The sequence below is a fragment of the Spirochaetota bacterium genome (genome assembly GCA_004297825.1).
Taxonomy (GTDB): Bacteria; Spirochaetota; UBA4802; order UBA4802; family UBA5368; genus FW300-bin19.
The window spans coordinates 28,487-41,262 of record SCSX01000014.1 but is presented as its reverse complement, the minus strand read 5'-3'; the positions used below and the strand labels follow the sequence as shown (position 1 = coordinate 41,262).

The 12,776-nt window shown below is 58.5% G+C and carries 12 protein-coding genes and 1 tRNA gene; 9 read left to right on the top strand and 4 right to left on the bottom strand.

Annotated features, from left to right (window positions below; all coding sequences use genetic code 11):
• The first annotated feature begins 198 nt into the window (after positions 1–198).
• From gatA to moaA, 5 genes are read left to right on the top strand one after another with little or no spacing between them, the layout of a single operon-like run.
• Positions 199–1,650 carry an Asp-tRNA(Asn)/Glu-tRNA(Gln) amidotransferase subunit GatA gene (gene gatA, locus EPN93_02305; GenBank protein ID TAL39192.1) on the top strand — a complete coding sequence of 484 codons (1,452 nt, stop codon included), beginning with the start codon at positions 199–201 and terminating at the stop codon, positions 1,648–1,650.
• A complete protein-coding gene (locus tag EPN93_02300; GenBank protein ID TAL39191.1) occupies positions 1,634–2,104 on the top strand; it encodes a hypothetical protein in 471 nt (156 codons plus the stop codon). The genes gatA and EPN93_02300 overlap by 17 nt, the downstream gene beginning before the upstream one ends.
• Positions 2,094–2,600, top strand: a complete 507-nt coding sequence (locus EPN93_02295; GenBank protein TAL39190.1) for a hypothetical protein — start codon at positions 2,094–2,096, stop codon at positions 2,598–2,600. Before EPN93_02300 ends, EPN93_02295 begins: the two co-directional genes overlap by 11 nt.
• Positions 2,590–3,363: a hypothetical protein gene (locus EPN93_02290; protein ID TAL39189.1), complete on the top strand. Its 774-nt coding sequence runs from the start codon at positions 2,590–2,592 to the stop codon at positions 3,361–3,363. The genes EPN93_02295 and EPN93_02290 overlap by 11 nt, the downstream gene beginning before the upstream one ends.
• Position 3,364: 1 nt before the next feature.
• Complete coding sequence (gene moaA / locus EPN93_02285) at positions 3,365–4,363, top strand: GTP 3',8-cyclase MoaA (protein ID TAL39188.1); 999 nt, start codon at positions 3,365–3,367, stop codon at positions 4,361–4,363.
• Positions 4,364–4,401: 38 nt separating this feature from the next.
• Here the strand turns inward: moaA and EPN93_02280 are convergent.
• Positions 4,402–4,476 (bottom strand) — tRNA-Asp (locus EPN93_02280).
• Between the two features lie 87 nt (positions 4,477–4,563).
• Here EPN93_02280 and EPN93_02275 point away from each other — a divergent pair.
• A complete protein-coding gene (locus EPN93_02275; GenBank protein ID TAL39187.1) occupies positions 4,564–5,484 on the top strand; it encodes a hypothetical protein in 921 nt (306 codons plus the stop codon).
• Here the strand turns inward: EPN93_02275 and EPN93_02270 are convergent.
• On the bottom strand, positions 5,460–6,782 hold the full coding sequence (locus EPN93_02270; protein TAL39186.1) for a M48 family peptidase: 1,323 nt from the start codon (positions 6,780–6,782) through the stop codon (positions 5,460–5,462). The two genes, EPN93_02275 and EPN93_02270, sit on opposite strands and share 25 nt — an antisense overlap.
• 14 nt (positions 6,783–6,796) lie before the next feature.
• On the opposite strand from EPN93_02270, the gene ychF reads away from it, so the two are divergent.
• Together ychF and EPN93_02260 are read left to right on the top strand one after the other, a co-directional pair.
• Complete coding sequence (ychF, locus tag EPN93_02265; GenBank protein TAL39185.1) at positions 6,797–7,864, top strand: redox-regulated ATPase YchF; 1,068 nt, start codon at positions 6,797–6,799, stop codon at positions 7,862–7,864.
• Between the two features lie 35 nt (positions 7,865–7,899).
• Positions 7,900–8,763, top strand: coding sequence for an A/G-specific adenine glycosylase (locus tag EPN93_02260; protein TAL39184.1), 864 nt, complete (start codon positions 7,900–7,902; stop codon positions 8,761–8,763).
• Here the strand turns inward: EPN93_02260 and EPN93_02255 are convergent.
• Entirely contained in the window at positions 8,758–9,168 is a 411-nt protein-coding gene (locus EPN93_02255; GenBank protein TAL39183.1) for a hypothetical protein, read from the bottom strand. The genes EPN93_02260 and EPN93_02255 overlap by 6 nt on opposite strands.
• A 116-nt stretch (positions 9,169–9,284) precedes the next feature.
• On the opposite strand from EPN93_02255, the gene EPN93_02250 reads away from it, so the two are divergent.
• On the top strand, positions 9,285–10,217 hold the full coding sequence (locus tag EPN93_02250) for a radical SAM protein (GenBank protein TAL39182.1): 933 nt from the start codon (positions 9,285–9,287) through the stop codon (positions 10,215–10,217).
• A gap of 8 nt (positions 10,218–10,225) precedes the next feature.
• Here the strand turns inward: EPN93_02250 and EPN93_02245 are convergent, their stop codons facing one another.
• Entirely contained in the window at positions 10,226–12,724 is a 2,499-nt protein-coding gene (locus EPN93_02245; protein TAL39181.1) for a hypothetical protein, read from the bottom strand.
• Positions 12,725–12,776 lie beyond the last annotated feature (52 nt).

Below are 12,776 nucleotides of genomic sequence, written 5' to 3'. Positions count from 1 at the left end.
AGGCCGCGTCGATTAAAAAAATTATTGACCCGTCGCCCGCGTCCCTGCATACACTTATGGGCGCTTCCGGGCGGTTCGTCCTTGCCGCGCAGCGCCGCCCGATATATCTTGATCTTATCGGACGGCCGGCACCATGCTCCGAGGCGGGTACCCGAAGCGATGCGCCAGGAACTTCATTCACCCGCGTGCGGGAGGCACATGATGCTAACGAACAAGACGCTTACCGAGCTCGCCGCGCTGCTGGCACGGGGCGAGGTTTCCTCGGTCGAAATCGCGCGCGAACTCCTGGAAAAATCGCGCGCCATGAACGCGGGGCTTAACGCCTTCATCACGCTGAACGAGGAGGGCGCCCTCGCCGAGGCAGCGGCCTCCGACGCGCGCAGGAAAAAGGGGACGCTTCTTTCCGGCCATGACGGCCTTCCCATCGCGATCAAGGACAACATCTGCACCAGGGGACTCCGGACCACCTGCGGCTCCGGGATACTGCGCGACTTCATCCCGCCCTACGACGCGACCTCGTACGCGAACCTCAAGGACGCGGGATTCGTAACGCTCGGGAAAACGAACATGGACGAGTTCGCGATGGGATCCACCACCGAGACCTCGTTCTTTGGCCCCGCGAAAAATCCCTTCGACCCGGCGCGCGTCCCCGGGGGGAGCTCGGGCGGCTCGGCGGTCGCGGTCGCATCGGGAATGGCGCCCGCCGCGCTCGGTTCCGACACGGGGGGCTCCATCCGGCAACCGGCCTCGTTCTGCGGCGTGGTGGGGATCAAGCCCACGTACGGAAGGGTGTCGCGCTACGGGCTCGTCGCGTACGCGTCGTCGCTCGACCAGATAGGAAGCTTCGCGCGCTCGGTGGACGACGCGGCGCTCGTGCTTGGCGTCATCTCGGGTGCCGATACGAAGGATTCCACATCAATAGCACGCGACATCGATTTCGGCCCGGAAGGTCTCACCGGTAACGTGAAGGGCATGGTGATCGGCATACCGGAGGAATACTACCGGGGGGTTTCGGACGAGGTCAGGGACGGGGTTCTGGCGAGGGTGAAGGCCCTCGAGGACGCGGGCGCGCGCACGCAGCCCATTTCGCTGCGCTACACCGATTACGCGATTCCCGTCTATTATCTCATCGCGACGGCCGAGGCCTCGTCCAATCTCGCGCGCTACGACGGCATACGCTACGGCTTCCACACCCCGCACGCCGGGACGCTCGACGATCTTTACCGCAAGACCCGGAACGAGGGTTTCGGCAAAGAGGTCAAGCGGCGGATCATCCTGGGGACGTTTTCGCTGAGCTCCGGATATTATGACGCGTATTATTTGAAGGCGCTCAAGGGCAGGACGCTCATCATCCGGGATTTCCGCGAGGCGTTCTCGAAGGTGGACGCGATCGTGACCCCGGTGACGACGACGACCGCGTTCAAGATAGGCGAAAAAATAAGCAACCCCCTGGAGATGTACATGTCCGACATACTCACCATTTCCGCGAATCTCGCGGGGATTCCGGGCATCAGCGTGCCCGCGGGGGTCGACCGGGAGGGGCTCCCCATAGGCCTCCAGGTCATGGGCAACCACTTCCAGGAAAGAAAAATTCTGGAAATCGCAAAGGCGGTCGAACGTGTATCCGGGCCCGTTGTTCCGCGCATGTAGCGCGTCCCTGCTCCTCGCGCTGTGCGCGCTCGGGTGCTATTCCTACGCCCCCATCCGCGTCGTCAAGCACGTGGACCCCGGGGCGTATTCAGGCAGGGGGTCCGATACTAAAACGTCCGCCGTCCGCGCGTCATCCCCGGAAATCCGCCCGCGACTGTTTCAGAAAAAGTACCTCGCGGGAATAGGCTTCGCGAACGCCGCGGAGCGCATCAACAACATGGGCGTCGATGCGGCCCTGAGGGGCGAGTTCCGCGAGGCGCAGAAGCTCTTCGAGGAAGCGATCGCCGAGGATCCCGCCATGGCGGCCGCGTACAACAACGCCGCGGTGATCAGCGAGCTTTTCGGCCGCGAAGAGGAGGCATTCCGCCTGTACGCGCGCGCCTGCGTGCTGAATCCGGGGAACGAGCGCTTCCGCGACAATTTCCTGTACCGGATCCATAACGATGAAAACTGATCTCACGATCTTCGCGGTATTCCTACTCGTTATCGCGCTTTCGGGGTGCTCCATAGATTCTCCTGTCGGGGAAGAGTACTTCAATGACCTTGACAAGGTTGATGGCGGAGAAAAGCCTGGTCCGCCGAATCTCCTGAGCGCGAGCGTCCTGGATGATAAATTGACGCTCACCTTCAATACTGATCCCACCGATGGCATACCAGTCCCGGTAGAGACACTGGACCCAGAAACAGGGACCAACGATAATCTTTACTACTTGGTTTATTATTGGGACCAGGACCCCGCGACGGGCCTTTCGGAGCCCGAATACTACAGCGTGCTCTATTATATCGGCTATGTCCGCGAATCGGACTACACGGACCCGGACACCACCAACAAGGGAGTGACCTTCTTCGTAAACCCCGCGTTTTCCGGGAGACTCTGGTTCTGGATGACCTCCTACGACGGGGGAAGGGAGAGCGATCATTCGAACGTGGAGTTTGTCGATGTTCCGTGACATGAATTCCGGATCGCGTGTGCTCCCGTGCGTCATGATCGTGCTCGCGTGCATGATCGCGGCGGCAACCTGCGCATCGGCCCCCCTGTTTGCCGCTGATGCGGCAGCAGTGGAAAAGGCCGCGATTCCCGACGACCGGCAGAAGCAGGCCGGGGACGGAAAGGTCGAGGAAAAAAAACCTGCGGTCAAGGTCGCGGACGAGATCGCGGGCGACAAGGACGATAAAGGGGGCTCGATAAAAGAGAACCGGACGCGCCCGATGGATATCGAAGCGAAATCGCCCGTTGTGCGCCGGGGGATATCCCTGCCCGAGGCGCTTGCGGTGGATTTTTTCGTGCCCGGCGGAGGCATGTTCTACCACGAGAATTACTATGCCGGGGCGCTCTTCGCGGCGGCGAAGCTGGGCGGCGTCTGGTCGATCTATTATTTTTACCGGGAGTGGGAGTATCGGCAATCCCTTTACCGTTCGGCCCGCAAGGCCAACAAGGCGCTGGATCCCGATCACGAGCTTCGATTCAGGGTGCCCGGGGAGGGATACAAAACCGTGGAACAGATGCGCCACGATTACGATCGCGCGGCGCAGAACATCACCTTTGCGGCGTTCGGGACCGCGGCGGCGTTCGCCATTTCGTTCGCGTATACCTGGATACAGGTCGAAAAAATAAACGAGAAAACCATTCCCACGTTTGACATTGCGATGTCGTGTGCTACACTGAATCAATGGGACTTCCGCTTCAACGCGGGCTATTCCTGCAGGTTTTGATATGCTGGTCGACGGATTCAACAGGAAGCTCGATTATCTGCGCGTGTCGGTGACCGACAAGTGCAATCTTCGCTGCGTGTACTGCATGCCGCAGGGAGGGGTGCGCCCGCTCCTGCATAACGAGGTGCTCAGGAACGAGGAATTCGTGCGCCTGGCGGGGATCTTCGCGGACATGGGGATCGCCAAGGTGCGTTTCACGGGCGGGGAACCGCTGCTCAGGAAGGGCTTCCTGGATATCGTCTCCCGCGCGCGCGCGGCGCACCCGTCGCTCATAATGGGCCTCACGACGAACGGCATGCTTCTGGGGCAGGCCCTCCCGGGACTCGCAGGGAACGGGGTTTCGAAACTGAATATCAGCCTGGACACGATCGACAGGACCAGGTTCCGCGCGATCACGGGCAGCGACCGCATCGACGATGTTCTCGATGCGATAGACCGCGCACTGGAAGCCGGCCGCTTCAGCGTGAAAATAAACGCCGTGCTGTTCCGTGAGACCCTGGACGAGCTGGACGGCATGCTCGATTACTTCAGGGACCGGGACGTCACGCTCCGCTTCATCGAACGGATGCCGTTCAACGGCGAACCGGGCGCGGAGGGCTTCACGGGATTCGGGGAGCTTGTGCGTATGCTGGAACAGCGCGGAACGCTGGAGCGGAACACCAGTATCGACACCTCCGTCGCGGTCATGTACTCATTTCTTTACAAGGGGCTTCACCGTATGCGCGTGGGCGTCATTCCCCCCATGACGCACAAGTTTTGCGGACGGTGCAACAGGCTTCGTTTAACCTGCGACGGACTGCTCAGGGTGTGCCTGCACAGCCGGAAGGAGTACGATCTAAAAACCCCCCTGCGCATGGGTTTGGGGGACGACGCGATACGCGGAATTATCGCTGAGGCCGTGGCCGATAAACCCAGGGAGCACACCCTCGAATGCGGGGGAGAAGGAGACGGGTGCGTTTCGCTCGCGGCGCGCAGGCAGATGTCCCAGATTGGGGGATAAAATAAAAAGAACCGCAGTATGCGGTTCCGTTTTAAGTTCGGGGTGTACGAGGCTCGAACTCGCGACCTCCTGCGTGACAGGCAGGCACTCTAACCAAACTGAGCTAACACCCCTTGCGCAAGGCACGATCAGTTAAAGCCAAGGGCGCTTTTATTGTCAATGATATTTTCGATTAATTTTCCGGCGAACCGCAGGGGCATATGGGGAACAAGCTAGTCGAGGAGATTTACCAGGAAATCCGCAGGCGCAATTCGAGCGTGGGGACCGGTTCCATACCGCATTCGGACGAGCTGTACAAGTTCGTCCAGTCGTCCATGGGGATCGATCCGGATCTCGCGAAGACCATCATCCAGGTCCTCGTAAACTCGCACAGGGTTTTCTCGATGGAGGTGACCGCCGAGGACAAGACCCACGACGTTCCCCCGATCGAGGGCTACGTTTCCGCGAACCTCACCGATATCCGCAAGCTCAAAAATTATTTTCAGAACGAGCTCATGATCGAATACGAGAAACAGTTCAACAAGCGCCAGATGACGCACCAGATCGTGAAGGATATTTTTCCCATGATGCGAAGCCTCAACAATACGGCCCTGGGGATGGTCGCCAACAAGGCGATCATGCTCGAAGAGTTCGAAAAACTCATGGAGAAACGGTTCGAGGAATATACCGAGGAATGGAAGGAAAAACGGCTCGATATCGAGCTGTCCCACTCCAACCTGAACGAGCAGGCGGCCCTGTCGCAGAAGGCCGCCGAGGAAAAGAAGCAGCAGGCCGCGCACCCGGCGCGGAAAACCAAGATGGTGCGCGCGGTCGATTCCGCCAAGTACGATGAATTCGCGTCCCGCAGCCGGAACTACCCGCTGCAGCGAATTATCAAAATATACGGAACGAATTTTTTCCTGCAGGTGAACCTGCGCAAGTACCAGTTTTCCTACATCGAGAAGCTCGTGAAGGACGGCCAGCTCAACAAGCGTTCGGACCTGTTAATGCTCAAGGAGATGATCCAGACGGTGAAATCGCACGCGGAGCAGGACGCCGGGCTCGCCGGTCACGAGGGCGAGCTCTACGCGCTTGAAAAAACCGTGAACCACGCGATCTATTTCACCGGCAAGCCTTCCTGAATTCCGGCGCGCGCGAACTGGATTCTCTTCCCGATCGAGGGATGACCGTGAAAAAAGAACTCCACCGCCGGATGGGGCTCGCGGTCCGCGAGGTTTCGCACCGCGATTTTTTCCATCGCCGAGATGAAGGATGACGGGTCGTTGGTCACTTCGAGGGCGTGCCGGTCGGCGGCGCGCTCGAAGGCGCGGGATACGGCGTTCGTGAACGGCATGAGGGCGAGGGAGAGCACCGAAAGAAAGAAGAGCAGTATCGGTATCGCGGCGAGGTCGTGCGGGCCCGCGAGACCCAGGGAGGATATCGCCGCGCTGTACGCCGCGCTGCATGCCCCGAGCGAAAGAAATATCAGCGCGCCGGAGATGAGGATATTTTTGGGAATGTGGCGCCCGGAGAGGTGACCGAGCTCGTGCGCGAAGATGACGCGAATCTCGTCCGCGGAAAATTCCCGTAGAAGCGTATCGCCCAGGATGATGCGCCTGCCTTTGCCCAGCCCCGTGAAACCGGCGTTGGCCTTCCGCGTTTCCCTGCTCATGTCGAACACGAATATTCCGCTTATGGAGACGCCCTCGCGCGAGAGGAGTCCTTCGAGCGCCTCCCTGACCTGGCCCGGTTCCAGCGGCGTGAAGGTGTAGAAGAGCGGGAAGATCACGAGGGGCGCCAGCCGCGCGAACACAATCCCGAGCACGAAGACGCCGGCGCCGAAATACATCCACCACGACGATCCCGCGGATTTCAGGAGGAAATAAAAGAGGAGCGCCACGGGAACGCCGATCACGATCGAGAGAATCGCCGACTTGAGGCGGTCGCGGAGCCACCCAAACACGCTCAGGGTCGACAAGCCGAACCGATGCTCGATGACATAGCCGGAGTAAAAGGAAAGCGGCGCCCCCAGTATTCCGAAGCAGGCCCCCGCGATCGCGAAAAACACGAGAAACCGGGAATATTCCCCGGCGGCGAGTCCGGCCGAAAGCGCCGCGAGGCGCGCGGCAATGCCGCTGAAGGCGAACAGCGCGAGGCACGCGAGATCGAGAACGCCGTCGACAAGCCCCACGACAAGCTTTATGCGTGCGTACCTTTTTGCGTCTTCCGGGGATGCGGCGGCCTGCGCTCCTGTTCGCGAATCATCGTCCATGTGAGGTCCTCCGTTCACCGATACGATTGTAATGTAGGCAAGCGGGGCGGCGCATGTCAAAATAATTTGCCGCGGTATGCGCGTAATGAATAAATTATGGCGGCGGGGCTGAAATATGGTTGCGCGCGGGCGGACAATCTCTGTATAGAGACACACATATCGGATCATGGGATGGACAGACAATGAAGCTTGGAATTTTCGGATTGCCGCAGACGGGGAAAAAGACCCTTTTCGGACTCCTCACGGGCGCCGCGGCCTCATCGCCGGACGCGCAGAAAGCGGTTACGGGGGTCGCGGAAATTTTCGATCCGCGGTTCGACCGGCTCGCCGCGATGTACAACCCTAAAAAGCGGACCCGCGCGCGGATCAATATCGACCTGCTTCCCAAGCTGGAACCGGATTCGGCGGTGGAGGGCGATATCTTCAAGAACATCGCCGACACCGACGCCCTGTGTCACGTGGTGCGCGCGTTTCGGGACGAGGCCGTCTACCATGTGAGCGGGAGCGTGAACCCGGCCCGCGATATCGAGCGCATCAGCTCCGAGCTCATACTCCATGACATGCTCTTCGTCGAGAAGCGACTCGAACGCCTCGCGGCGGGAAAAAAGAAGCAGGGCGCGGAGCTCGCGAAGAAGGAGGAGGACCTGCTCCTGCGCTTCAAGGAGCGCCTGGACGCGAACCGCCCGCTGCGCGGGGAACCGGTGAGCGACGAGGAGACGAAGCTCATCGCGAGCTATCCCTTCGTGACGATGAAGCCCGTGCTTATCGTCCTGAACGTCGCCGACGGCGACGCGGGCGCGCGCGCGATGCTGGACGAGCTTTCCGCAAAGTACGGGCAGGAGGGCGTCGCCCTGATGCAGATCTCCGCGCGGCTCGAGCTCGAAATCGCCGCGCTGGAAACCCCGGAGGAGCGCGCCGAGTTCATGGCCGAGGCCGGAATCGTGGAGCCCGCCGTGAACCTCCTCTCGCGGCTCTGCATGGAGGCGCTGGGGCTCATCTCGTATTTCACCGTGGGCGAGGACGAGGTGCGCCAGTGGCAGGTACGCCGGGGCGCGCTCGCGCCGGAGGCGGGCGGGGTGATCCATACCGACATCGCGCGCGGCTTCATACGCGCGGAGGTGATCAAGTACGACGACCTTATTTCGCTGGGCGGCGAGGACGCGGTGAAAAAGGCCGGAAAGCTCGGGGTGATGGGAAAGGATTACGAGGTGCGCGACGGCGATATCATGAATTTCAGGTTCAATGTCTGATACGCCTGCGCCGCACGAGGAGGGGCAGGTCCCACATGTCACGCTATACGCATGAGGAACTCTCCGGCCTGATAAGGGACGCGCACGCGCCGCAGGACGCGAAGGCCGCCTTCAGGCGGATTATCTATGACCACTACAAAAAACACGGCCGGGCACTGCCGTGGAGAAACGCCCCCACCCCCTACGAGGTCTTCGTATCCGAGATCATGCTGCAGCAGACCCAGGTCGAGCGCGTGGTCAATAAATTTCCGACATTCCTGGCGCGGTTTCCGGACTTCAGGGCGCTCGCGGACTCCACTGCGGGAGAGGTCGTCGCGGCCTGGCAGGGGATGGGCTACAACCGGAGGGCGCTCTCGTTGCACCGCGCCGCGAAGATCATCGTCGAGAAGCACGGCGGCGCACTGCCTATTCATATCGAGGAGCTCGAGGCGCTCCCGGGAATAGGGAAGGCGACCGCGCGCTCCATCGCCGCCTTCGCGTTCAACGAGCCCGTCGTGTTCATCGAGACCAATATCCGCAGCGTCTTCATACATTTTTTCTTCCCTGGCGCGGAAAACGTTCCGGACGCGGAAATCCTCCCGCTCGTCGAGCGCACCCTCGACAGGAAGAACCCATCGCGCTGGTACAACGCGCTCATGGACTACGGCGTGATGCTGAAAAAGGAAAATGCCAATCCCTCGAGGAAGAGCGCAGCCTACAGGCCGCAGGCGCCCTTCAAGAACTCCCGGCGCCAGAAGCGCGGACGGATACTCGCGCGCCTGGTAGAATCGGGTCCGCTGGGCATCGCCGGGGCCGCCGCGCTCCTGGGGGTCGATATCGAAACGGCAGGCGGTCTGCTGGACGAGCTCGAACGCGAGGGTTTTATACGCAAGAAGGGACGCGCGTATGTTCTCTCATGATGAAAATTCGTCGATCACGGGCGCAAGGTCAAGATGGGGTTCGTTGTCGTCGACCGCCGCGAATTCGGAGATCAGGTCCGCGGAGGTCGAGAGGACCGCGCCCTCGATGTGAAAGTTTTCGAGGTTCATGAAAAGCGCGTCGTCCAGGGACGCCTCCGGCAGGAAATCGGCCGGGAGGGCGGGGATCCTGCCATATCGGTACAGGTATTCGAGGGATCGGACTCGAGGCCGGTCGAGCTGCCCGTGATTTGCATCATGGATCGCAAAGTTCGATGCATGGCACGTCGGGCCGCGGGGATTACAGAATCCTGGTTCGAGACGGCAGGAAATCCCCTGATCGTCCTCAAGGGAATCGGTCTCCTCGAAACCGAGGGTATAATACCGGTTTGGATCTTTGGTGCACATGAGGAATCCTCGCGATCTGAATTGCGCCGGGGCGTATACTATAGTGAGGGAATGGACCTGGAACCGACAAAATAATGTTCGCTTCCGGCGAAAAATTTTATATAGTTTGGGATGCGATGCATAACTATGCATTATTAAATGGCGCCGATACCGCCTCCGCGAGGTGTACGATGTGTCCCCGTGCGTGCGGCGCGCCCAGGGCAGATGGCGCCTTTGGCTATTGCAACAGCGGCGTCCTGCCGGAGGTTGCATCGGTATGCGTGCACCGGGGCGAGGAGCCGGTGTTCGGTCCGGAGGGGATGTGCAATGTCTTCTTTTATCATTGCACGATGCAGTGCGTGTATTGCCAGAATTCGCAGATAAGCGTGAATTCCGGCGAGGCCGGGCACACGGATGCGGAAACGCTCGCCGAATCGATACGTACGCGTATCGGCCCCGACCGCCCCTGTGTGGGATTCGTCTCACCCTCACACTTCGTTCCGCAGATGCGGGAGACGATCGCGATTGTCAAGCGGTCCGCGCCGTGGGCGGTCGCCGTCATGAACACGGGCGCGTACGACCGGCGCGAGACCATCTCGTCGCTCGAGGACGAGATGGACGTGTACCTGCCCGATCTCAAGTACATGGACGAGGCGCTCGCGCGCAAGTACTCGCGGACGCCCGGCTACCCGGGGATCGCGCTCGCGGCACTCCGCGAGATGTACCGCCAGAAGGGGTCGAACCTGGCGCTGGACGACGCCGGGATCATCCGGTCGGGGCTCGTTATCCGGCACCTGATTCTTCCCGGCCACGTGGAAAACAGCATCGCGTGCCTGCGCGCGATCGCCGAAGAGCTGTCGGCCTCCGTGCACGTGTCGCTCATGGCACAGTATCACCCGACCGACGCCGTGCGCGCGCACCCGGTGCTCGGGCGGACGATCACGCGGGACGAGTACGAGACGGTGCTGGAGGAGTTTTACAGGCTGGGTTTTTACCGGGGCTGGGTGCAGGAGATGGAGAGTAGCGGAAGCTACCTGCCGGATTTTGGGAGGGGGGATGTGTTTGGGTGAAGGGGGGGCTATTTGGCGATTACAACTTTCTCGAACGAATTCAGGATCATTTTATTCGAAGTCTTTCCTTTCGCTTTTATCTGAATATAGTATAGTCCCACACCAAGAGACTTGTCCGATTTGTTCCTCCCATCCCAACCCTCTTCTTTTATGTTCTGACCGCCTTTTCTAAAGGCGCTGTCGAGGAGTGTTGCAACCGGTCTCCCTTTGATGTCATAGACGATTATGGTAACATCTGCATCTTCGGAAAGGTAATATGACGGATAGGCCTTTCGATGAGTTTTCGTGATCACATTGTTTAAAATGCGTGTAGGCCATGGCTTGAAATCGGGTTTATTAGTTATCGAGAAAGACCACTCGTGATTATTTGGATCAGAATCGACGGAAGCATCTATATCCGAATAAGCCTTGATATCCGGTGGGATCGCCCTCTTCTGAACGGTTTCCAGCACAAATCTTATCTGATTTCCATTCTTGATGATAGATGTTGAGGTCGGATTAGTCGGCAAATAAGCGACCCACTTGTTAGGTGAAATACGTTCTGCTTTGGCAGAGAGTAGATATGGAGGTCCGGGAAAGATTAACAGGTCCGGTGCCGGTCCGACCCCAATAATGTTTGTGGCGGTCATATCTTCTGTATACCAGACATTGATTTCGTCCGGTACATCATCGGCAGTAATAATGCTCATCTCGATCCTGATATTTGATTCTCTTACAGGGCGGGTAGCTGCGTCACCCGGCAATAATGCAGGTGTGAAGGTGTCATAGGGGTGGACGATCCCGTCGCTGATAGAAACGTTGATCTGGTAAGCCGTGGTGCTCACTATCCTGCCAATAATGGGCGGTGATTCATTTCCGAATACGTCTACCGCCGTTATATAAAAATCGTACGGGGTAAAAATGTCAAGGTCCGGTATTACCGTATACTGCCGGCCGGCGTTAATATTTGGAGGATTTCCAAATCTCAGCGAGCTGTCGTCGTTGCCGTTCCATTGCCGGTACGGCAGTGCTCCTTTTCGGAAATAGACCCTGTATTCATAAAGGTCGCCGTTATCAGTGCCCGAAGCCGTATTTAAAGGAATCCACCAGAACGTGACGCTCGTGGCGGAGGCATCGGGAGTTTCTGTATTTATTGTCACCCCTGTATCCGCGTCCGGCGAAAGTCCATTATCCCAATAGATGGTATGTGTGATCGCCGCGCCGTTCCCGTCATCGGGCTGGTTTAATTCGAAGGCACCCCCGGTAATCGAAGTGATCTGGTAGGACCAGCCCACAGTATCATTGGCCGCCACCAGGAAATTGGGATAACCCGTATTATTGTAAGGTATCGCGATTATCTTCTGGCTGAACCCGGAGGGAACCGTCACTAAGAGATTCTCGGTGAGAACGCCATCGGTGAATCGGACATTGAATGTCGTGTCACCGTGCATTGCGAGGCCAGTTCCCCCGCTTACCTGCATGGTCACATTCAGCTCGATGAGCGTTCCCGTCTGGCCGTAGGCCCGGTAATAGTCGGCGATATTATCCGGGGCGGGATGGGTCGGTCCGCGTCCCGCACCGCCGCGAAAAACGAATGACGAAACTTGAGCAAGGTTTGATTCAAGGGCAAGCGAATTTGGACTATCCTTCGTCTGGCCCCCAAAATCAGCGCGGGCGATCCAATAATAACCGTTTCCCAGAATTGCTATGGGTGTCGCCATTGGAACTAATCCGCTGAATGCTGCTGTTGCACCTCCTGCAATTGAGATTGCCATAGTTCCCAGTGTACGTCTTATCAATCGTAGTGATACCGATGTTGGGTTTTCCGTACTATCGGATGCATTCTCAAGATTGTACCCAGGCAGGTCGTAGACGATGGTGCCGGTAACATTAAAATCGGCGCTTCGTGTTGGACTGATAAATCCGTCGGCTGCAATTCCGTCCTGGGCAAAGTTGTACGCTTTTATACTCACTGATATGCCATAGGCCTGAGTTTTGGTGTCGGTTTTAGTTGTAGCGATGCCGGTCTGTTTCACCTGCGCGGTAATGGTTCTCGAAGCATTTACAGTTGAAAAATCGAGCGCCGGAGCGTTTCTCCATCGGAACCTGACCTGAAATGTGAATGTGAGATTGGTCCAGTTGCCATCGTTCGAGGGGGTAATAGCAAGGTCAGGCAGAACATTCGTTGCACCGATGGTGGCAGTTGTAACGGCGGTGGCCGTAGTGTAGCGAATGATCAGGTTCCCGGCAGTGGTCGGAATGGTCAACTGAAAGTACTCATAATCCGTAAGCGCCGTCGCAGCAGGGTTGGTTGCGTTAATCTGGAAGCTATACGCAGTCGCCCCGTGTGCAAGGTAATAACGACCGCCATTAGACATCAGGTTGGGTGTAGGTACTGTAAGGGTCACTGAGCCAAGCTGGGCAAAAGCGCTTGTTGTGTTCAGTATAAGCGCTGCAAGAAGCGCGAAAAGCCCAAAAAAAAGTTTCCCTTTGGGGCGCGGTGCTGGTATTATTGCATTGTGGCTCATAATCGATGGGAGCGTTGAAAAGCCCGTTTATTTATAGTATACTTCACTCCGG

Excerpts from the sequence above, each read along its gene's own strand:
- gatA (TAL39192.1), top strand. The coding sequence starts at position 199 with ATGATGCTAACGAACAAGACGCTTACCGAGCTCGCCGCGCTGCTGGCA.
- EPN93_02295 (TAL39190.1), top strand. The coding sequence starts at position 2,094 with ATGAAAACTGATCTCACGATCTTCGCGGTATTCCTACTCGTTATCGCG.
- EPN93_02290 (TAL39189.1), top strand. The coding sequence starts at position 2,590 with ATGTTCCGTGACATGAATTCCGGATCGCGTGTGCTCCCGTGCGTCATG.
- moaA (TAL39188.1), top strand. The coding sequence starts at position 3,365 with ATGCTGGTCGACGGATTCAACAGGAAGCTCGATTATCTGCGCGTGTCG.
- EPN93_02275 (TAL39187.1), top strand. The coding sequence starts at position 4,564 with ATGGGGAACAAGCTAGTCGAGGAGATTTACCAGGAAATCCGCAGGCGC.
- EPN93_02270 (TAL39186.1), bottom strand. The coding sequence starts at position 6,782 with ATGATCCGATATGTGTGTCTCTATACAGAGATTGTCCGCCCGCGCGCA.
- ychF (TAL39185.1), top strand. The coding sequence starts at position 6,797 with ATGAAGCTTGGAATTTTCGGATTGCCGCAGACGGGGAAAAAGACCCTT.
- EPN93_02260 (TAL39184.1), top strand. The coding sequence starts at position 7,900 with ATGTCACGCTATACGCATGAGGAACTCTCCGGCCTGATAAGGGACGCG.
- EPN93_02255 (TAL39183.1), bottom strand. The coding sequence starts at position 9,168 with ATGTGCACCAAAGATCCAAACCGGTATTATACCCTCGGTTTCGAGGAG.
- EPN93_02250 (TAL39182.1), top strand. The coding sequence starts at position 9,285 with ATGCATAACTATGCATTATTAAATGGCGCCGATACCGCCTCCGCGAGG.
- EPN93_02245 (TAL39181.1), bottom strand. The coding sequence starts at position 12,724 with ATGAGCCACAATGCAATAATACCAGCACCGCGCCCCAAAGGGAAACTT.